This is a genomic window from Chthonomonas sp., assembly GCF_035294165.1.
Taxonomy (GTDB): Bacteria; Armatimonadota; Chthonomonadetes; order Chthonomonadales; family Chthonomonadaceae; genus Chthonomonas.
This window is the reverse complement of sequence record NZ_DATGLN010000043.1, coordinates 1-19,788: the sequence shown is the minus strand read 5'-3', so window position 1 is coordinate 19,788 and position 19,788 is coordinate 1. Positions and strand designations below refer to the sequence as shown.

The 19,788-nt window shown below is 54.6% G+C and carries 18 protein-coding genes; 7 read left to right on the top strand and 11 right to left on the bottom strand.

Going from position 1 to position 19,788, the window contains the following annotated elements:
* Window positions 1-197: 197 nt before the first annotated feature.
* Window positions 198-1,553, bottom strand: coding sequence for a DHHA2 domain-containing protein (locus tag VKV29_RS01655; protein WP_324199555.1), 1,356 nt, complete (start codon window positions 1,551-1,553; stop codon window positions 198-200).
* A gap of 48 nt (window positions 1,554-1,601) precedes the next feature.
* On the bottom strand, window positions 1,602-2,450 hold the full coding sequence (locus tag VKV29_RS01650) for a Cof-type HAD-IIB family hydrolase (protein WP_324199554.1): 849 nt from the start codon (window positions 2,448-2,450) through the stop codon (window positions 1,602-1,604).
* Between the two features lie 158 nt (window positions 2,451-2,608).
* On the opposite strand from VKV29_RS01650, the gene VKV29_RS01645 reads away from it, so the two are divergent.
* The 6 genes from VKV29_RS01645 to VKV29_RS01620 are packed head-to-tail and all read left to right on the top strand — an operon-like array spanning window position 2,609 to window position 6,481.
* On the top strand, window positions 2,609-3,061 hold the full coding sequence (locus tag VKV29_RS01645; RefSeq protein ID WP_324199553.1) for a TrkA family potassium uptake protein: 453 nt from the start codon (window positions 2,609-2,611) through the stop codon (window positions 3,059-3,061).
* Between the two features lie 32 nt (window positions 3,062-3,093).
* Window positions 3,094-3,753 carry a potassium channel family protein gene (locus VKV29_RS01640; RefSeq protein WP_324199552.1) on the top strand — a complete coding sequence of 220 codons (660 nt, stop codon included), beginning with the start codon at window positions 3,094-3,096 and terminating at the stop codon, window positions 3,751-3,753.
* Window positions 3,754-3,767: 14 nt separating this feature from the next.
* The gene (locus VKV29_RS01635; protein ID WP_324199551.1) at window positions 3,768-4,298 is read left to right on the top strand and encodes a CHAD domain-containing protein; all 531 of its coding nucleotides are present in this window, start codon (window positions 3,768-3,770) and stop codon (window positions 4,296-4,298) included.
* Window positions 4,270-4,857 (top strand): CHAD domain-containing protein, encoded by a 588-nt coding sequence (locus tag VKV29_RS01630; protein WP_324199550.1) that lies wholly within the window; start codon window positions 4,270-4,272, stop codon window positions 4,855-4,857. The genes VKV29_RS01635 and VKV29_RS01630 overlap by 29 nt, the downstream gene beginning before the upstream one ends.
* 8 nt (window positions 4,858-4,865) lie before the next feature.
* A complete protein-coding gene (locus tag VKV29_RS01625) occupies window positions 4,866-5,531 on the top strand; it encodes a helix-hairpin-helix domain-containing protein (RefSeq protein ID WP_324199549.1) in 666 nt (221 codons plus the stop codon).
* Window positions 5,528-6,481, top strand: a complete 954-nt coding sequence (locus tag VKV29_RS01620; protein ID WP_324199548.1) for a Ppx/GppA phosphatase family protein — start codon at window positions 5,528-5,530, stop codon at window positions 6,479-6,481. The genes VKV29_RS01625 and VKV29_RS01620 overlap by 4 nt, the downstream gene beginning before the upstream one ends.
* 61 nt (window positions 6,482-6,542) lie before the next feature.
* Here the strand turns inward: VKV29_RS01620 and VKV29_RS01615 are convergent, their stop codons facing one another.
* A complete protein-coding gene (locus tag VKV29_RS01615; protein ID WP_324199547.1) occupies window positions 6,543-7,238 on the bottom strand; it encodes a DUF2628 domain-containing protein in 696 nt (231 codons plus the stop codon).
* A gap of 201 nt (window positions 7,239-7,439) precedes the next feature.
* Between VKV29_RS01615 and purB the strand changes: the two genes are divergently transcribed.
* Window positions 7,440-8,729: an adenylosuccinate lyase gene (purB, locus tag VKV29_RS01610; protein WP_324199546.1), complete on the top strand. Its 1,290-nt coding sequence runs from the start codon at window positions 7,440-7,442 to the stop codon at window positions 8,727-8,729.
* Window positions 8,730-8,801: 72 nt separating this feature from the next.
* Here purB and VKV29_RS01605 read toward each other — a convergent pair whose 3' ends face one another.
* The 8 genes from VKV29_RS01605 to VKV29_RS01570 all read right to left on the bottom strand — a co-directional run.
* A complete protein-coding gene (locus tag VKV29_RS01605) occupies window positions 8,802-9,896 on the bottom strand; it encodes a LacI family DNA-binding transcriptional regulator (RefSeq protein WP_324199545.1) in 1,095 nt (364 codons plus the stop codon).
* 34 nt (window positions 9,897-9,930) lie between these two features.
* Complete coding sequence (gene miaB, locus VKV29_RS01600) at window positions 9,931-11,403, bottom strand: tRNA (N6-isopentenyl adenosine(37)-C2)-methylthiotransferase MiaB (protein ID WP_324199544.1); 1,473 nt, start codon at window positions 11,401-11,403, stop codon at window positions 9,931-9,933.
* Window positions 11,404-12,241: 838 nt separating this feature from the next.
* Window positions 12,242-13,222 carry a hypothetical protein gene (locus tag VKV29_RS01595; RefSeq protein WP_324199543.1) on the bottom strand — a complete coding sequence of 327 codons (981 nt, stop codon included), beginning with the start codon at window positions 13,220-13,222 and terminating at the stop codon, window positions 12,242-12,244.
* Window positions 13,223-13,652: 430 nt separating this feature from the next.
* Window positions 13,653-13,883 carry a hypothetical protein gene (locus tag VKV29_RS01590; protein ID WP_324199542.1) on the bottom strand — a complete coding sequence of 77 codons (231 nt, stop codon included), beginning with the start codon at window positions 13,881-13,883 and terminating at the stop codon, window positions 13,653-13,655.
* Window positions 13,884-14,145: 262 nt separating this feature from the next.
* A complete protein-coding gene (locus VKV29_RS01585) occupies window positions 14,146-15,474 on the bottom strand; it encodes a hypothetical protein (RefSeq protein WP_324199541.1) in 1,329 nt (442 codons plus the stop codon).
* A gap of 717 nt (window positions 15,475-16,191) precedes the next feature.
* Complete coding sequence (locus VKV29_RS01580) at window positions 16,192-17,196, bottom strand: hypothetical protein (protein WP_324199540.1); 1,005 nt, start codon at window positions 17,194-17,196, stop codon at window positions 16,192-16,194.
* Window positions 17,197-17,266: 70 nt separating this feature from the next.
* Entirely contained in the window at window positions 17,267-18,283 is a 1,017-nt protein-coding gene (locus tag VKV29_RS01575; protein ID WP_324199539.1) for a hypothetical protein, read from the bottom strand.
* A 9-nt stretch (window positions 18,284-18,292) separates the two neighbouring features.
* A partial coding sequence (locus VKV29_RS01570; RefSeq protein ID WP_324199538.1) for a carboxypeptidase-like regulatory domain-containing protein occupies window positions 18,293-19,788 on the bottom strand: 1,496 nt, incomplete at its 5' end.

The following is a 19,788-nucleotide window of genomic DNA, read 5'->3' as shown; positions in this document are numbered from 1 at the left end:
GCGTTTCTGCTCGGAGGGGAGTTTCAGCACGCCTCTGCATCGCCTTGCACCACCCGGCGACTCTCTGAAGCGAGAGCTTCGTGCCTACTGGCCTCGTCATCGCATTGCTTACTCAATTGTCAATCTGAATTATTGGCAAGTTACATCTAGTTTACCACGTAGAAGCAAGGTGTGTCAAGCCTTGCTAAAAAATTTTTTTAGAACGCCTCCTCCAAAACGGCGTGCAGCATGGGGACCAGCTGTTTCTTACGCGACACCATATCCTCTAGGTCGAACTCCCCTTCCGCCACACGGGTAAAGGGCAGTGCGGTGAGAATCCACGGCTCTCCTCGGCACAAAAGGTGGCTGCGACCGGTAACAATGTCGGTGACCATAAGACCGATGAGGGCCAACCCCTCACGCTCACGCCGCTCTTCCAACGCCTGCAACAGCTCCTCGCGACGTTGCGCCAGACTCTCCATACCGGTCACCTCTACCTGTCCTATTGAGACGGCCACCCCTCCCATCTGATAGCTCTTGCGGTCGCCATCCAGAATCTCGTCGGCGCTGCGCTCGGTAAGCCCAGGAGCGGCGTGGAGTAGCTCCTGCCCGTAGGCCTCAATCTCGACTTTGGCCAGCTGTGCCAACCACTCTGCGGCGGCCCGATCGCGCTCGGTGGTCGTTGGAGAGCGCAAAACCAGCGTGTCGGAGAGAATACCGCTCAGCATCATGCCGGCCAACCCCTCCGGCGGCTCCAGTTTATGGGCTTGGCACTGCTCGGTGATAAGGGTGCAGGTACTGCCCACGGGGTCCACCCAAAAAGGAATGGGAGCAGCTGTGGGCGGATTTCCGAGCCGATGGTGGTCAAGAACCCCCACGATCTCGGCCTCTTCGGCATCGGCCACCGCCTGGGAAAGCTCGTTGTGGTCTACGAGTATCAGGCGCGCTCGCGGCGGTTGAAGAATGCGGCTGCGTGTGGCAACCCCCACATAACGCCCTGTTTCAGAGACAACCAGAAAATCGTCCGTCTCACTGCGCAGAAGTTGGTTGCGATAGTCACTAATACGGTCACTTACACGAAACACCACCGGGGTCTCGGCGATGGAAATACAGGGTTGCGCAAGCATCGCCGTCACGTTCATCGGGGCCATATAGGCCCTTGCCAGCGCCAGGGAGGTCACCACACCAACCGGTTTCCCTTCGGGGTCTACAACCGGCACAATACGATCGCCCTCCGCTACCCGCGCCATGGCGGCCGGCAGCGGAGCGTCCGGTGCCACCACCCCCTGATGACGTGCACAATGGCCAAAGGTAGGAGCGACCCCCGTTAGCAGTAGGGGCGGGGTCATGGAGAAGCGATTGAGGGCGAAAAGGGCCTGCTCGCCCGGTTGCCCAGCCCGCGCAGGCGTCACTTTTTTCCCGATTTGGTTTAAGAACCAGGCATAGCCCAACGCCGAGGCGATGGCATCGGTATCGGGCCGCTGATGCCCTATTACATAGGTCACTTCGGGGTCCCAACGGTCACCCCGCTCTTTTATATGGGCGCGTTGCGCCGCATCTTGCACTTGAACCATCCTGGGTTGTCACTCCTTAACCTGCCAGCTCGCACAAGACGGTAATGTTTATGCCCTCGTGGTGAGGAGGCGTTCAATGGCCTCGGCCACTCCATCCTCTTGGACGTTGGCGGTTGTCCAATCGGCCACCGCCTGCACTTCCGCAGGCGCATCGCCCATGGCAACGCCGATGCCCGCCCACTCAAGCAACTCGATATCGTTCATATGATCGCCAATCGCCATGCACTCCTGAGAGCTAATTCCCAGCCGCCTGGCCACCCGCTCTGCGCCTGAACGCTTATTCACCCCCGCCGCGAATATCTCGACGCCCCACATCGTGTGGGTACCCGACTGAATTACGGAGAAATCTTCTGAAAGCACCTCGCGCATCGCCTTCACCAAGGCTTGCATCGCCTCTGCTGCCCCAAAGGCAGCCACCGAAACCGGCACAAACGGCAGCTCGGATAAAATAGACGCATAAGGTCTATAGCGCGGTGGGGTGGCGAAGGCCCCCACAGGCAGATCGGGATGATAAAGCACACGAGACTCCTCTAGAAGAGGGCGAAAGGCCGGCTCGTAGACATAGACCTGCTCCCCAGCCTCCACCAATATGCGGGCTACCTCCAAAGCAAGCGCCGGCTCCAGAAGCCGCCGATGTATAAGTGTCTCCGTTTGCGTTTCAATGGCAACTGCGCCATTAGATACAATAAGATAGTCCGAGGGTCGCCAAAGCTGCGCTGCCACCGGCTCTGCCGTATAGCGGGTGCGTCCTGTGCAGAGGCCGATGCGTATGCCCTGCTCTTGGGCTTTGGCAACGGCCCTTAGCACCGCCTCCGATATTCGGTTGTCCGTCCCCACCAAGGTGCCGTCTATATCCAGAAACAGCGCACGAATGTTTGACGACGGCCCCTTCTGCATGGCTCTATTATACCCCGTAATCCGACTTTTTCAAGGAACTGTGAAAAATTTCACAGGGAGCCGCCTTTTGCATAGAGAGAGGCATCTGTTTTGGTGTATACTGAAACCAACCAGATCGGCAGCGGCTATTATCAAAAGGAGGATCACCAAAGGCTATTATGAATATCATTGTTCTTGGCTGTGGTCGCGTAGGTTCAACCTTCGCCCGCCTCATGTACCACGACCACCACCGTGTAACAGTTATTGACCTGCAAAATGAGGCGTTTCGCCGTCTCGGAACGCGCTTTAAGGGAGAACGTATTATCGGCAACGGCATTGATGAGGACGTTCTTCGCAAAGCCGGCATAGAGAACTGTGATGTCTTCGTGGCCGCAACCCAAGGCGATAACCGCAACATTATGGCCGCCCAGATCGCTAAGGTGGTCTTTAAAGTGCCCACCGTCATCGCGCGAATCTACGACCCCATCCGTGCCGACCGCTATCGCCAGATGGGCATTGTCACCATCTGCCCCACAACCATCGTTTCGGGGCTGCTGCGCGACTTTGTAAATACCAACACCTGGGGGCTGGCAAAAGACTACTCGGCCGAGTATGTAGAGCTGAATGTATAAACCTTAACTTGACTTTTTAGGAAAGAACACCAATGTACGTGATCATCGTAGGGGGTGGAAATATCGGCTACTACCTCGCAAAAACCCTTGCAGCCGAGCACCATGAGGTGCTATTGCTAGAAAAAGATCGCATTCGTTATCAAACCATTTCCGCCGAGCTGGGCGAGTTGGTGATGCAAGGCGACGGGTGTGAGGTCGCCATCCAACGACAGGCGGGCTTTGGAAGGGCCGATGTGGTTGTAGCCGTCACCGGCAGCGACGACGACAACCTCGTGGTGTGCCAAATGGCCAAAATGGAACATAACGTTCCGCGAACCATTTCGCGCGTTAACGACCCAAGAAACGAGGCCCTTTTCAAAACCCTCGGCATAGACGCCACCGTCAGCTCCACAAAAATCATCTACAACCTCATCGAACAAGAGGTTGGAGGAGGTGAAGTTATTCCGCTTGCCGCACTTAACCGTGGCAACATTGAGATAGTAGAGATCGAGATCGGCCCGAAGTCACCTGTGGTCGGCAAAACCATTCGTGACCTCGACCTGCCCACTCAAGCGCTCATCATCTCTTTGATTCGAGGAGAGCAAGCCATTTTGCCAACGGCCGATTCGACCCTTATGGAAGGAGATGGTGTTATCGCCCTGGTGACAGCCGATAAAGCACGCCAGCTTCGCGACCTGTTTGCAGAACCTTAGGCGGGACAAATGTGATGGATAACCAGCCTCATCCACCACGCGATGCCTGTACCTTTGCGGCGCACGCGCTCGCATATCGTCTTGGGCGCATGCTCTCCTACTTCGATGGAGTGTTGCACGGCAAAGACCCAGAAGCCGTGCATCAGATGCGTGTCTGGTCACGAAGAGCACGCGTGGTCTTTGAACTCTTTGCAAACTGCTTTGAAGAAAAAGACTTCAAGGAGCTAGACAAAGAGCTTCGCGGCATTACGAAAGCCTTGCGCGAAGCAAGAGACCTCGACGTGATGCTGGAACGCCTCCAACGAGAAGAAGAAAGCCTGCCCCCATCGCAACGCACCGGCATTCAGCAACTTTGTGAGCAACTGATACAACAACGCACCCAAAAGCAACGAGAAGTGGCTGAAACCTTAAAACGCTTCGAAGCACGGCGCGTGAAAGAGCAGTTTGAAAAACTGCTTGCCCCTTACGGAGCTACCATTCAGATTAAACCGGATCGAAAGAGACCGAAGAACGGACATGGCAAAGACGAACCAACCCCTCGCTAAACAACGCCCCATATCGGTGCCACAGGCGGCCGTTGTGGCGATTCGCCGCCACCTCGCCGAGGTCACACAACATGCTTCGGCCGTCCACCGACCCGAAGCCGTTCACGAACTTCATGAGTTGCGCATCGCCATTAAACATCTTCGGTACACTTTAGAGCTTTTTCTCGAGGCGCCGGAGATGGAAAGCGCCCTTTACCCCGCCGAGAAAAAGGGGCTAGAAGCGCTGCTTACCGACCTTCGCCACCTTCAAGAGCTGCTCGGCAACATCCACGATGCCGATGTCCTTATGCCCACCCTGCTCAAACAACTAGGTCGTTTGGTGCGTAAAGGCTACGACAAAGATGCCGACGGTGCTCCTATTATCGGTGTGCACCATGTAGACCTGGAAGGTTGCGAAGGTCTGGTCGCTCTCTGCCGTCGTATAAAGGAGCAACGGGCACAGCACTATGCCGAACTTTGCAAACTTTGGGAGCGCCCAGAAAGGCAAAAACTTTTCTCTGAACTTTCTGCGCTGCTTACCCGCCTTGAATCCGACCTCGCCCAGGCGCATGAGAGGTAGCCAGCCCCATGTCCCGCCAGAAACCCCACCAAGAACAGACCTCCTCCGGCCCTATTTTCGATCTGCATAGCATTCCTGGGCTTGGTCCCATTCGCGTTCGTGCTCTACAAAAAGCGGGTTTCGACAGTCTCGCCGCGCTCCAAAACAGCCCAGAAGAGAGGTTGGCCGCCATTCCCGGCATTGGGCCGATAAAAGCTCGTCAGATCAAAAACTATGTGGTACAGCTCCCTCCTATACCCTCCAAAACAGCAGAGTCTACGATTGCAAGCCCCTCTTCCGACCTTAGCTGGCTCCGCGTGGTCTCTCTTCCCCGTCAGGCCACACCTTCACAGCGGGCTGCGCGCGAGGCATTTCGGGAGATCGTGGCCATTCTTCTCGCCCCTGCCGCGCTATGCTATCGCCGCCGACTGCTACACGCACTGCTGCTCCTGCTTCAAGGCTGCACGCTTCTGCTGCAGCAGGCCCCTGCCGAAACAGCCGAAGCCGACGATACCAAACTGTTGCAACTGCAGAGCCTTTGCGGTCTGCTGCAACGCACCCTAGCCGACGCGGTAATCGAGGGATCGCGCGCCGGCATGGACAACAAAGCGCAGGCGCGGCTTGCACGCCAACTTCGCAAAATCGCAAAAGACCTCGGCTTCGAGCCAACCGCGCAGAGAGGACAAAAGAGATGACCGCTACCGCCCCTCGCATCGTCGCGGCCATAGATGTTGGCACCAACTCGGTAAAGATCATCGTCGTAGATGCCTCTGCCGACTGTGAACGTCTCCTCTACGAAAACACCCTTATCACTCGACTCGGAGAGGGCATGCAGGCTTACGGCATGCGCCTAAAAGAGGCGGCCATTCGACGCACCCTCGATGCCCTAGAGGAGTTGGTGCAGCAAGCTCGTGCCTACGGGGCCGAACAGATAGCCGCCGTGGGCACCGCCGCGCTGCGCGAGGCGCAAAACCGCGCCGAGTTTTTACAACGTGCTCAAGAGCGACTTGGGCTAACCATCGAGATCATATCGGGGCAAGAGGAGGCGCGTCTCTCGTATTTGGCCGTAAGGCGCGACCCTGTGTGGCGGGAAAGCCCTCATCTTACTGTGGTAGACATCGGTGGAGGCAGCACCGAGGTGATCGTCGGCGCCTCAGATGGCAAAAACATCGCTTTCCGTGTGAGTCTCGATATGGGAGCTGTTCGGCTTACGGAGCGTTTTTTGCGTTCCGATCCGCCCACCCTCGCTCAACTCGATGGAGCTAGTCGGGCCATTCGTGAGGCACTAGAACACCTGCCGGTAACCGTGCGGCATCGGCCCTGCACCCTGGTGGGGGTTGGCGGCACCATCGCCAACCTTGCTGCCATAGATAAAGGTGGAGTTCAGAGCGCCGAGGAACTGCACCACCACGTTATTCCGGTAACGCGACTGGAACAGATTCTGCGCCGACTCGCCACCCTGTCCATCGAAGAGAGAAAGACGGTTCCGGGGCTAGAGCCGGCACGTGCCGATATCATTGTGGCCGGAGCGCTTATCCTTTCGCTTCTCCTCTCTCACCTAGAGGCCGAACAGATAGCCGTAAGCATTCGCGGCCTTCGTTGGGGTTTGCTGTACGACCGTTTCTGCAATAAGGCATCACCGTAAGCATCCTGCATTGTAGCAAGGCCAATGCTTCGAGGTGGTCCTACCTGCAACGAAGCCACCTCTATCCACGCATATTAAGCCGAAATAGGATACTAAAGATCACCTCGACTAAACTAAAAGCAAACCCGATGATGCCCAAAATCGTCCATATCTGCTCTCGCCTGAAATAGTCGTCTATGCTTGCGTACTGATTATAGCGCCAAGCCAACTTATGGCCGTTCAGCCCCAGCCATATGCTGATGCCGATGCCGACCAGCGCCCCAATCCAGACGCCGACATTACCAAGCACAGCACCTAACACAGCACCCAATATCCCCTGGACAAAGACCAACCCGATGCCGGCTAACACCAGACCGTGGAAGAGCAGCCAAATGCAGCCGCAGCCGAAGGCGCCCCAGTTCCACTTCAACGCCTCTATCTCAGGAGGCACATCTGCCCGCATTCCCGACGTGTTGTTAAACGGCGTTATGCCGGACGGCTGATAGGTTACCTGCGATCCTCTCCCATAGATGGGGCCGGTGCCCGGCATCTGCGGCGACGCCCCCATCGTCGGCTGCGAGGACATTGGGGGCTGGGGCATCGTGGTAGGAAACCGCAGATCGCTCAAAGCGGAAGCGGGCAGCTGCTGGCCGGTCGAAGCATCCTCTAACATTGTGGTCGGCAGAATGCGGTTCTCGTTGATCCACTGCTGCAGAGTGGGAATGTCTGCCGGCCCGTAACGATTTCCATCTTGTGCAAGCACGTAGTACTGTGCCATGCGTTCCCTCCTTTATCTTGAGGCCGTCGTGCCTCCTGTTTCTACCATCCTACGATAGAAAACATCTGTTATACGATTCCCTACAATCGGCCAAGATTCCTTCTTCTTTCAAAGCGACTTTTGTGCAACTTCTTGCGTCTTTGGGTAAACTATGCAGAGATTTCGAGAATTTGCTGTTAGGAACTTTGGAGAGGGCGGTTTATGATCGATCGCTACACCACCCCGGAGATGCGAAGGCTTTGGAGCCGGGAAAACAAAACACGTCGCTGGCTTGATGTGGAGATAGCCGTTTGCGAAGGGCTAGAGCACTTTGGTCACATCCCTCCTGGAACTACCGAGAAGATACGTCAAAACGCCCGTTTCGATCTCGCCCGCATGGATGAACTGGAACAAGAGACTCGTCACGACGTGATGGCCTTTGTGAAAAACGTGGCAGAGAATCTGGGCGAGGAAGGGCGCTTTCTGCACTACGGCGTAACCTCTTACGACATTGTAGATACCGCACTGGCCCTGCTTCTAGGCGAGGCCTGTGATCAGATCATCGCACGCGCCAAAGCGCTCAATGAGGTGATACGGATGCGCGCTCGTGAACACAAGCACACGGTAATGATCGGGCGCACCCATGGCATTCACGCCGAACCCATCACGTTCGGCTTTAAGTTGGCCACCTGGCTCGACGAAATGAACAACAACATCGAGCGGCTCCATCAGGCCCGTGAGGCCGTGCGCGTGGGCAAGGTCTCCGGGGCGGTGGGCACGCACGCCAATATCGGCCCCGAAGTGGAACGTTATGTGTGTGAACGCCTCGGGCTAAAACCGGCCCCCATCTCCACTCAAATCATCGCTCGCGACCGCCATGCCCAGCTCATGGCCACGCTGGCCATCTTGGCCGGCTCTCTCGAGCGGTTCGCCACGGAGATACGCAACCTCGCTCGCACCGAGATTCGTGAGGTGCAAGAGTACTTTGCCCCAGGCCAAAAAGGCTCTTCGGCCATGCCTCATAAGCGCAACCCCTGGAACTGCGAAACCATCTGCGGCCTTGCGCGGGTGGTGCGCAGCAACCTCTTCCCGATTCTCGAATCGATGGCCACCTGGCACGAGCGCGACCTTACCAACAGCAGTGTGGAGCGCATCGTGCTGCCCGACACGACCACTTTGGTGGACTGGATGCTCCAGAAATTCGCGACGATATTGGAGAAACTGGAGGTCTACCCCGAGAACATGCGGCGCAACCTAGAGAAGATGGGCGGACTGGTGTTTTCTGAGCAGATCATGTTGGCTCTGATTGCGAAGGGCCTTTCGCGCGAAGAGGCCTATACGGTAGCTCAGCGCAACGCCGCACGCGCCTGGGCAGGCGAAGATTTTCGCCAGGCCATCGCCTCCGACCCCGACGTGCAAAAGCACCTTACCCCGCAAGAGATCGAAGAGGCCTTCAACTTGCAGCACCACCTTAAGAACCTAGAGCATACATTCCAAACCCTGGCGATCTAAGGTATTACAGGTGCCGCTCTAGGGCAAGCACAATATGCGCTTCCGGCTTTCGGCTCTTAAACCGCCGCGATGCTAATTTGTAGAAGGCGAAAGTTCAGCGGAAAGTTGTGAAGCCACAGCAACCGGAAAGCGAAGCGTCTCCATGGGGCGCAGTTGAGGCAGAAGCCGTAAAATGTGCCTCTCCGGCTTCTGGCCTTCAAGCAGCGGCAGCAACAACTTCTGCCCCATGGCGCGTGCAAGGGTGATGAAATCTACGTCGTGATAGGCATAGCCCTCACCGAACAGCAGGGGCATCTCTGTGCCTCCCTGCCCGGCCATTGCAAACTCGCCTGGCTGAAAGCCCAACCGCATGCTATGGCGTGCCAACGCCATCTCCACACCGTACCAGGTTCCTCGCCCTGCAGCCGAGACAGCCGCCGTAGGCCGCTCCTGTTCCGGCAAAGCTAACCAGCGCTCCATCAGCATTGCGGCCTCATGCTCTTCAGGTAAGCCCTGCCCAACAATGAAGCCCAGGAACGTTTGCGGCGGCTCCTCACCGAAAAGATCGTAAAACGCCTGTACATACCCTTTGAAAAGTTTTTGGGAGTAGACAAGACCATCGTCATAACCCAAATAGGCGATGCGGCGATGCCCCTTCGCTTTCAAAAACTCGAGCGCATGCCGCATCATAGCTTCATGATCGAAATCCGCTTGATACCACTGCGGGTGCGCCTCCTCAAAACGCCCCTTTACCACAAAAGGGATGCCTATCTCGGCAAACTGAGCCGCCGGCTTCTCAATGTCGCGCTCCAGCCCCCAAAGGATAACGGCATCGCACGTGCCCGGAGCCATTAACTTCGCGATATGGAGGGCGGCCTGCTCTTCGTTCAACACCACCTTCACAAGCAGGTCATAGTCTTTTTCCGCCACCACATCCGCCAAAGTCTCCACAATGGCGCTATAGCCGGCCGGCCCAAAGAACACGCATGCCACCACCTCTGTACGCCCCCGACGGAGGGCACGCGCCGCCGTGTTAGGCCGATAGTTCAGCTCACGAGCCAGCCGCAAAATGCGCTCCCGATTCTCAGGCGAAACCCACACACCAGGGCGATTATTTAACACGCCGGCAACCAGGCTCTGAGATAGATTCAAGCGCCTCGCGATCTCTTTTTGGGTTATACGCGCCACAGTCTCCTCCTCATCAACTTAACTCTTTATTTTATTATCCCGCAAACTCTCCTGTAAAGCCCGTTAGATGTGCCTCTGTAAGCCGCACCGGCACCAAACGCCCTATAAGCGAGTGCGGGCTGCGTGGGCTGCCGGGAGGCAAGGTGAAATGCACCAGCTTGAGCGTTCGTGTGTATCCACTCAGCTTGCTGGGGTCTTTACGACTAAACCCCTCTACCAGCACCTCCTGAACCTGCCCAACCTGCTGAGCGTTGATTTCACATGTAATACGGTTTTGCAAAGCGATGAGCCGGTTCAATCGCTCGATTTTTACCTCACGCGGCACCTGGTTCTCCATAGCTGCCGCCTTCGTGCCCGGGCGCGGGCTGTAGGCGAACATAAAGGCCGAATCAAACCGAATCTGCTCCACCACACGCAGTGTGTTTTCAAACTGCTGTTCCGTTTCCCCCGGATAGCCCAACATGAGATCGGTGGTAATCGCGATTCCGGGAACGCGAGCGCGGAGCTTCTCCACAATCTCACAAAACTGGCCTACCGTATAGCCTCGATGCATGTGTGCCAAGAGCGCATCATCGCCTACCTGCAGCGGTAGATGGACGTGCTCACACACATGTTCCAGTCTGGCGATGGCCTCGATAAGCTCGTCGCTGAAGTCCCGCGGATAGGGTGAGGTAAATCGAATGCGCTCAATGCCCGGGATGGCATTAATGCGCTCAAGCAGCTTATAAAAGGGTACTTTACCGCCCGGGAGGTTCTTCCCATAAGAGTTCACGGTTTGCCCAAGCAAAGTAACCTCTTTGGTTCCCTGGCGCGCCAGCATCTCTATCTCGGCAACGATCTCCTCCGGCGGCCGGCTGCGCTCCCTTCCACGCGTAAGGGGCACAATGCAGAACGTGCAGAACTTATCACAACCATACATAATGGGCACATGCGCCTTTAACTTCGGCTTGCGCTCCACCACGCGCTTTGGAACGTCGGTTACCACAGCTCCCTTGCGCGGTGGCAACGAGAGCGCTGTGAGCGGAACAAAGTTTTTTGGAGGGGCTGCACTATGCGATTCCGATGTCGCCATCAAGGGTGCGGCTTGCTCGACAGACTGCGCCCGACGGTGCTTCACCTGCCGAACCAGCTCCGGTAGCGCAGCGATGTTACCTGTGCCGATAACCATATCAACATGCGGTGCCCGCTCTCGAAACTCCTCGGCACGAACTTGTGCCATACACCCGCAAACGCCGAGAATGACCTCCGGGCGACGCTCCTTTAGGTGTCGCAACTTCCCCAAAACGCTCCAGACCTTTTCCTCCGGTTTGGCACGGACACTGCACGTGTTAAGCAAAATCACCTCAGCCCGATTTATGTCCTCCACAGGGCGATAGCCCATCTGTTCGAGGAAAAGCCCCATCTGTTCCGAGTCCTCCTCGTTCATCTGGCAGCCCCATGTGAGAATATGATAACCTCCAAGCCCCTCCTCTGTCTCAGTCGCGTGCTTCTCCAAAAGCTCTTGCATAGTTCCAACTCCGATATTTATCCTTACTATTTTACCTCTCATCGAAAAATAACGGCAAAGTGCTCGGCATTGTTTGCACTTCTTGCTAATTCCTGCATCATAGAAATGAGCGTGCGGAAACTGTGTCATCTTGAACGAGGGGGAGGGCCTCGGCCTTGAGGTTACCCCACCCGTTATGCAAGCGGTTCTAGAGCCAATTCTTCTAGAGCAAGCCTACTTTGCTCGCCTCCTATCTCTTCCTTTTCCCCGATTCGGGAGGTGCTAGCGCACGGCGATGCAGCGACCAGAAAGATAGGCGATTAAGGGAGGGAAACATGCCGCTTGGGGGAAGGGCGTCGGAGCTGCAGAGACTGACAATCTCGCGGTTCTAGAGGCAGTTAGCAAAGTGAGCTTATCTTGCTCGCCCCCTATCCCGGCCTTTCCCCCGATTCGGGAGGTGCTAGCGCACGGCGATGCAGCGGCCAGCGAGATAGACGATTATGGGTGTTGTAGTGGCTGCAAAGGCGCCGTCCGCGAGGACGCCCACCGCGAGGTGCCCCACTCCCCAATGGGGAGAGGGTTAGGGTGAGGGGCTTGAAGAGCTGGCAAGAGAGACCGCCTTGTCATTTCTCGTGAGATAGACACCTGTCATTTCGAGCCGAAGGCGAGAAATCTTAAGTTTCAATACTACCAGTTCTGAGGACGAGAACGTCGGCCTTGAGGCGGAGGGCATCGGCCTTGAGGAAAAGGTGCAGTGTGCAGCACCGTCAGACTGAGGCCAAACCATAGCGTTTTAGAGAGACAGCTGAACCATCGAAAGAGCCTCCGGTCACTCATAAACGAAGGCCTACTTCTCTAGCTATCTATGCTGAGATTGTGAGGCCTCTACGTTTATCTGAGAAGCGTTCTTCGGCACACCTGCCTTTGCGTCGGCAGTGCCGCTCTCTCCTACGGCTCTTCGCTTCAGTACCTGTTCGGCAATTAATATCTCCTCATCCGTGAAATATCCTCCTCCAAACCACGGTTTGGTGGCGTTCTCAAGTCTCTTGCGTAACTTGGTAACCCCCGATTCCTCTCCACAAATGGCCTGCCGATAGGTTAAAGCTGCCACTTCACGCCAATGCGCTCCCGATTTAAAGACAGACCAAATGCCATCGGCTAAAAGAAGAAACAGACTGCCCACCGCCATGAGCAGCCATGCCGAAAGGTGAAAATTCCTTTCAGCAGCTCCTACTACTCCCCAAAGCCCAATGGCCACATAGACCATTTTGCGTAGCAGACTGGCAGTCAACCATCGCAGTCGTTCTCGTTTCAGGCGCTTTTCTAATGTCTCTAACTGCAAACGTGTTTCCGCGGTAGGCTCCAAGGGAAAACAAGCCTGCTGCTTTGCGTGCTTGCGATTTCTACGCAACAGACGAAGCGCCAGCGCCCTAAAGTGAGGCGTAGTTGAAGAGAGGATAAGGTAGTTATCCGGTAAGAGCACCACCAGGCAAGACGGACGCAGCCCAAAACCACGCACCGGGATCACCTCCAGTAAATCCGTCCAAGCATAGCGGTAGCAGACCTTCCCGCGTCGAATAGCCATCCCGCGTTCGTCTAGAGCTAGTTTTGTAGCCTCTTGACACTGATAACCATAACACCAAGCCGCTTCTGCCAGCGATGGCGCCCCGAGAACCATGCATAACAGGGCAAAATCGGTCATTGCCTGTACCAGGTGCAGATAGGGCGAGGGGTGGTAGAGGAGAAACTGCTGTTGAAATAGCTTTGGAATGAAGGGTAGCACAAAAAAAGCGCCGACGCCCACCCCCATAAGCGCCATCGCTCTTATTCGCTTGTGCAACGCAGTTTTTTCGGAACGGCCTGTATCTGACACATCCCGTCCGATGAGGAGGATATTGGCCAGTTCCGATGGCGAAGTTTCTGTTTTATCTGTTTCATAATATTCAAGTTAGCCAATCTACTAATAAAAATTTAGGAAAGAAGGCGAGCTGAAGCAATAAACCTAAGCTCGCCTTCTTGCAAACTCCACTACTACTATGAAAAAACAGCACGGCGAAAGCGCGTTAATGGCTTCTGGGGATGGTGGAGACAATCTTCATATAAGGCATTGCAGCGCTCTAGCTCAGCTCGGTAATTTCGTTCACACCCAAGAGCTGCACCTATTCCTGCCCCAAGTCCGCCTCCCAAACCGGCACCTATACCAGCACCTCCGGCAGTACCTACCCCACCGCTTCCAGCACCTCCTACTATACCCCCTATTATTGCCCCACCTACTCCACCGATGCCAGCACCCACTGCACCTGACATACCGATACACGTATCGTAATGTATGCGCGCAAGGTCTTTACACGCATCGTATATCTTTTCACAATCGTCCTTCCGCTAGGGATCAGGAGCAGGTTGATGGGGGTGTGGTTTCGTAGGATGCCGTAGCCTGTGATGATGCCTTCGATGAGGCGAACACAAGGGAAGGGCACGATTCGGCCAGTAAACACTCCCATCAGAATCCGGCATAAGAAGCATTCCTTCTTCAATTAGCAAGGTACCTATAGGACGATAGGGGGTCTGGGCGCTCCCGCTTGTGAACGTGCTTACACCGAACGCATCGTACTCAAGGCCGACGCCCTCCCCCTCATTACTCGAGAGCACGTTTCCACTCCCATCCGTTATCACCCCCTTATTGCCCAGCACGTCCCCATGATGGTACTCCCCATTGCGACGTAACAACATTAATAACTCCGCGCCCCTACCCGCCTAACCCGGTCATAGCCGTATCTTGTACACTTTAAGAGAAGGATACACACTATATACTACCGCGGTATCGTTATCTGCCCAGCTCAACGAACATGGCAAGGAAACTAATGTATCCTGCCTGCCAGTGTCGGAATAGTACTCATGTCTTGTCACCGCAACGACTTGTCTATGATGGCTTGCCAAATCCACAACCTCTAATTCAACCCGAACTCCCCCCACAGGTTTTCTAATATGAAACCACCGACCCATCATTCGCCAAAAAGGATTCTTCCAATCCTGACTAGGAAGGTCTGAATAAAAGCATAAAAATGCAAGCCGTTTCCCATCCGGTGATAACATAGCGCCCGGCCAAACCAACACCTCTCTCTCCTCATTGCCCCCACAGCTTACCACATCTTGAGGAAATATCGGAAATTGAGACACCGTTTTCCAACAAGCCTTTGCTGCTCCCTTCACAACAGAACGCTTGGGGTGAGGTTGGGAGGAAACCAGGGCACCATCATCCAAACGTAAGACCACAACTTCAGGATGCATAGCCTCTTTCACACAAACCAATGTCTTGCTGTCAAGCCAACCGGCCGGCTCGGTATCCCTCATCAGGGGTAAGGGGGTGAGGGTCTTGTTTTTGAGCGAAAGCAGGTACCATTGGCCGATCCAGTGGGGTATGCTAAATAGAAAGTCTGAGCACGGAGGGTCATCCGGCCAAAGATTGAAGATATCCAGACTGATAAGGCATTCTTGGTTGTCTCTGTTCCATCTCAGCGACACAATGGGGGGATTTGGAGTATCCGTATAATGCAATAGATTTTTCAGGTAGTGCGCTTTCCAGACTCTCTCCTCTTTGTTGGATGTGTGAGGATACGGGTCGCAGAGAACCTCTAAGAAAGACCGAGAATGCTGTTGATAGGGATAGGCACGTAGCAACCAGCGCTTATCAGGAGACAGGCTAAAGGGCACGGGCAAATTATAATAGCCAATCACTAAACAAACTATGTCCGCCGGAGAGAGAGAAGACGGCAGTGTCACAGTAGAGAGGTACCTTTTCCGTTTCAGGTCATAGAGGCCAACGGTATCTTTGAAAGCTTGTGGTTTGTAAACGAGCACATGGTTTGCATCCATCCACTGCCAGAATGGAAAAACATAATTATCTGTCTCATTGCCCCAAAAGCGCGGAACTGAAAGCTCAAAGGAAGCAGGACAGGGATCGGAAGCGCTGCCGCACACTCGGTCAGCGAGCATATCCTTGGGTTGAGACCGTTCTAGGAACCACCCTCCCAAACAGGACGGCAAAATAATGAGGAGCAACACGTAACGAAGAGATAGACGTTTGCGAGCCATGGTTTCATTCCTCCAAAACGGGGAAGGCCAAGCACGAATGCGAGGCAGCCTACATCCGTGCTTGGCAAGCTTTGCTTACCCTCTACATGCTCCTGTTAGCAGGTGCAATGTTGGACTTGACCTTGTGTACAGGTAATAGTGCATGTTATCGGGATCGAAATTTTTATTTTTCCAACCAAAGTTCTCGTTACTGTGATTGTAATATGAAACTTACATCCTCCAGGCGGGCATGGCATTGCAGGTCCGCATTTCGGGTTAGTGCAAGGACAGTCGTCTAAGGCAGTAGGTAAATAGCCTTTTAGATGCTGTGCACAAATGGCAGGTGTTGCACTACATCCGCCGAGTTTAGAGTACTTGTTACACGGAAACGGAGTTGGCTTCTTGGGTGGTTTTGGTGGCTGTTTTCCTGGTGGTCCTCCTCCGCACTGTTCTTCCGACAGTGCCAGCGCCCTGTTGGCATACAGCGGACAGGCCACAGGAGGGCCGCTGAAGTCCCCCCCTCAAGGCCGACGGTGCTGCGCACGGCGCTGTCCCCTCATTGCTCGACAGCACGTTCCCACTCCCGTCCGTTATCACGCCTTTATTGCCCAGCACGTCTCCATGATGGTGCTCTCCATTTTGGTGTACCAACGGGTGTCTACAACTATAACTTGTATCATTTTACCCTTTTTGACTTCGACTGGAGAAATAATTGGCAAACTGCCATCGCCTCAAAACTTATCGCTTATTGTATGGCTCTTTCCCAGTGGTTTTCTGTAGGTTTCTATCGAAAGGCGTTTTTACACCTCCTCTGCTTGTTCTTAACCATTGGTGAAAGATAGCTCGTACCTCCTTTTTAGCTGCTTCGGGCGCTGGTGTCTCTGAGAGATGCTCTAGCCAATATAACGCACTATACCCATCCCGATCTTTGGCATAAATATTGGCACCCGCCTCTAACAAGATCACTATGACCTGAGGGTCTAGTTGGTTTTTTAAATTGTCTAACAGCGGAGTGTCTCCTTCCGAATTTCGCTCTTCTACATTCGCGCTATGCCGTAGAAGCAATTGAAGGCAGCGCAAATAACTCGGTGTTCTCCTAGGCCAGGAAAGCAATACCCAAAGTGGGCTGGCTCCTCTTGAATCATGGCAATTCGGGTCAGCTCCATAATCTAACAAATTCTGCAAGATCACTGCATAGTTTGAAGCAGGAGCAACTTTGCTCGGTCTAGCTACACCTAAGGCCGCCTCTATCAGCGGTGGATATCCTTTCTCCATGTTAGGATTAGCGCCATGTTGCAAGAGCAACTGTGTTCCAACTACATCCCCACGAAAACAGGCCTCGCCCAAAGGCGTGTTGTCAGCAACGACTATATTGACCTTAGCTCCTCCCTTTAGAAGAGCCTCCATAATCTGGTCTTCTCCTTTGAAGGCAGCTTCTAGCAAAACTGGCCAACTATCCTGATAGAGAGGATGACCATAGAGGAATTTCTGCATCTTTTGCACAATATGCCAAGAACTTCTTGGCGTTTCGCCGGTGTAGGGGTCTTTGCAGTTAGGGTCTGCTCCGGCTCGGAGAGCTTTGACCACGAGACCTATTTGATTCTGGCGAACCCCTTGAATCAAAGTAGTATTTGCTTTATCTCGCACCCACTCTTTAGCTATAGTTACACTGCTTAATATACTAAAACCTGCGAGAATAAGTAACAGATAAGAAGGTTTTCTTTGAACACGAAAGTTACCCATAAGCTCTCTCCAAAGCAACTGGGGGAGAGAAGCCTACGTGAGAGCAGGCTTCTCTCCTGGACACAAACGATTATAAAATGCGAATTGGAGGTTTTGGTTTGGGGGATGGTGGAGTTGTGGGAGGATTAGGGTTGGGATTCGGCGGATGATCGCATTCATGCAGACACTCATTGAGGAGGTCTGTTGCGCTATTGATGCAAGGGATATAGACTTTATCGGTGCAATAAGAGTCAGAATACCCCTTGTGACGACAATCTTTGTAATCTTCATAGCATTCCTTTTGCCTTTGGTAATATCGCTGTATACATCGGTCACGGCAAGCGCTACCAACAGGCGGTTTGGGCTTGGGTTTCTTTCTAGGCGGCTTTCCTCCGCACTGCTCTTCCGACAGAGCCAGCGCCCTATTGGCATACAACAGGCAGGCCACAGGAGGGCCGCTGAAGTCCAAGCCCTCCACATCTAATACCAACCCTGCCGGACGATAAGGGGTCTGCGCACTCCCGCTTATGAACATGCTTACACCGAACGCATCGTACACATTGCTCGAAAGCACATTCCCACTCCCGTCCGTTATCACGCCCTTATTGCCCAGCACATCCCCATGATGGTACTCCCCATTGCGACGCACCAACAGGCTGCTGCAGCCACCACCCGCGCGAAGATACAACGCCTGAACCTTCCAGACCCCGCCGCTCAGGTCGCTTACCTCCTCCACCAACTCCCCGGCACTACAAGCCACCCCGCACGGGTACCATACCCACACGTTGTTCACCAAGTCCTTCCGCCAGCGTCGGTTCCCGTCCGCACCGTAACCGTATTGGTACACCAATACCCCGTTGTGCTTTATCCCGACTAGCTGCCCCTCCTCATTCCACATAAAACCACGGGTGTACCCCGGACCAGGAGCGCTCGCTAACGTCCCATCCCCGTTCCAACCGTACACCTCCGTCTGGTTCGTCGCACCATCCACTACCTGCGCTAGTCGCCCACCGCCGTCGTAACTGTAGCTCCCGTTGTGGACGACCACCCCGTTTACCACTACCTTCGCACTCAAACGGCGATGTGAACCATTATAACGGGAGTTCACCTGCATTCTCTAAGGATTGGGAGGATGCGGATACTGTATCGGCCCTAACTGCACCGTCACATCCTGCTCCACCCCCCGAACCACCGTGATCGTAGCTACCCCCGGATTGCGAGGAGGCCCAAGACTCGTCGCCTTTACCGTGTAAGTTCCAGGAGAGAGACCTCGAAGGGAAAACACGTAGTTCCCTTTGCCATCCGAAGTGCTGTTTCCTGTACCCACTTGATTGCCCTTCGAGTCCAATATCGTAATCGTAGCTGGAATAGCTCCGCTGTCGGGACTGGTGGTGTACACCTTCAGAATGAGCAGCACCAGCAACGCACAAGGAACGGATATCACTCCGGAAACGGGGGTCGGAAAGTCGTTCTTGCCTGCTTGGTACAGGTCATAGGCCCCGCTGACCTCATACTTCCAGCCCTTGTATAACTGCAGGGTGGCTTTCCCGTTGGCATCGAAGGTGATTTGGGAAGGAGTAGAGATTGGACCGGGAGGAGAGGGTGTCGTCCAGGCGCCTTGAAGGCTCAGTTGACCGGGTAAGGCAGTCCATCCTGGCGGCGGGGCAATATCAGGACTTAACTGAAACGTCACCTCCTGGGGTAGAGGCTGGTTGATCACCCCAGAGTATTTCTGAAAAGCGTCTACGCGGTATATGTCCCCTATCGCTATCACATCCCCAGGAAAATACCCGCTCGTGTTCTGAGAGGAACTTAAATAACTCTCTGCTGCCCCCGAAAGTATCACCGACAACAATGTCCGCAGTTGCTTCGCAAACTGCGCCATGCCGTTTAGCAAAGCGTCGAGAAATGTATTCTTGTTTTTCATCCGACGATAAGGAACGGCTAATACTGCCCATGCGCCACCTCCAAAGTCAATGCGCCAATACCCGCTATCATCCGAATACGGCACTAACGTCTCGACACTTAAGACAGGGGTATTGTCCTCGAGCGTTTCTGTATGGACACGATCCATCAAATCAGACAAACTCTTGGGATCGCCCACTTTGAGATGAGCCAGTCTATCGGTCACCGTATTCAAGATGACACGCCGCTTCGTGTATTGACTAAAAGGGGCAGGAGCTACCAATGGGGCTACACTGTTACTGTCGTTCACCGCATCCGCATTCGCCGAACTCCAAACGGAAGGGGCACCGGCTCCACCACGGCCATAGGTGGTCATCACCCCACTGACATTATAGGGGTCACCTATCGGCGTGTTGCTGGCGTCCACACGGTGCCCCTTCGCACTCTCTATCACCGCCGGACGATACGGAATAAAGTTCCCCTCATTTAAAAACGGGTAGAGAGTATCCGCCAGCCCATTGGTGGCTGCAAGCACAAACAACGGCTGACCCCCTCGGTCGTAACCCGCCACCTTCATATAGTCCTGTTCCCAAGGCAACCTCACCTGGCCTGATACCCCACTCCCATCCCCGTTAGCCAGAAAACTCGCCAAAACCGCCCCTGTGGATAAGTCCGTAACCACCACTTTCCCCAACCGTTTCTGAGCAT

What these genes read in the sequence shown, in the direction of transcription:
- purB (WP_324199546.1), top strand. Translation starts at nt 7,440, where the DNA reads ATGATCGATCGCTACACCACCCCGGAGATGCGAAGGCTTTGGAGCCGG.
- VKV29_RS01615 (WP_324199547.1), bottom strand. Translation starts at nt 7,238, where the DNA reads ATGGCACAGTACTACGTGCTTGCACAAGATGGAAATCGTTACGGGCCG.
- VKV29_RS01650 (WP_324199554.1), bottom strand. Translation starts at nt 2,450, where the DNA reads ATGCAGAAGGGGCCGTCGTCAAACATTCGTGCGCTGTTTCTGGATATA.
- VKV29_RS01640 (WP_324199552.1), top strand. Translation starts at nt 3,094, where the DNA reads ATGTACGTGATCATCGTAGGGGGTGGAAATATCGGCTACTACCTCGCA.
- VKV29_RS01655 (WP_324199555.1), bottom strand. Translation starts at nt 1,553, where the DNA reads ATGGTTCAAGTGCAAGATGCGGCGCAACGCGCCCATATAAAAGAGCGG.
- VKV29_RS01625 (WP_324199549.1), top strand. Translation starts at nt 4,866, where the DNA reads ATGTCCCGCCAGAAACCCCACCAAGAACAGACCTCCTCCGGCCCTATT.
- VKV29_RS01645 (WP_324199553.1), top strand. Translation starts at nt 2,609, where the DNA reads ATGAATATCATTGTTCTTGGCTGTGGTCGCGTAGGTTCAACCTTCGCC.
- VKV29_RS01585 (WP_324199541.1), bottom strand. Translation starts at nt 15,474, where the DNA reads ATGGCTCGCAAACGTCTATCTCTTCGTTACGTGTTGCTCCTCATTATT.
- VKV29_RS01580 (WP_324199540.1), bottom strand. Translation starts at nt 17,196, where the DNA reads ATGGGTAACTTTCGTGTTCAAAGAAAACCTTCTTATCTGTTACTTATT.
- miaB (WP_324199544.1), bottom strand. Translation starts at nt 11,403, where the DNA reads ATGCAAGAGCTTTTGGAGAAGCACGCGACTGAGACAGAGGAGGGGCTT.
- VKV29_RS01590 (WP_324199542.1), bottom strand. Translation starts at nt 13,883, where the DNA reads ATGGGAGTGTTTACTGGCCGAATCGTGCCCTTCCCTTGTGTTCGCCTC.
- VKV29_RS01635 (WP_324199551.1), top strand. Translation starts at nt 3,768, where the DNA reads ATGGATAACCAGCCTCATCCACCACGCGATGCCTGTACCTTTGCGGCG.
- VKV29_RS01620 (WP_324199548.1), top strand. Translation starts at nt 5,528, where the DNA reads ATGACCGCTACCGCCCCTCGCATCGTCGCGGCCATAGATGTTGGCACC.
- VKV29_RS01630 (WP_324199550.1), top strand. Translation starts at nt 4,270, where the DNA reads ATGGCAAAGACGAACCAACCCCTCGCTAAACAACGCCCCATATCGGTG.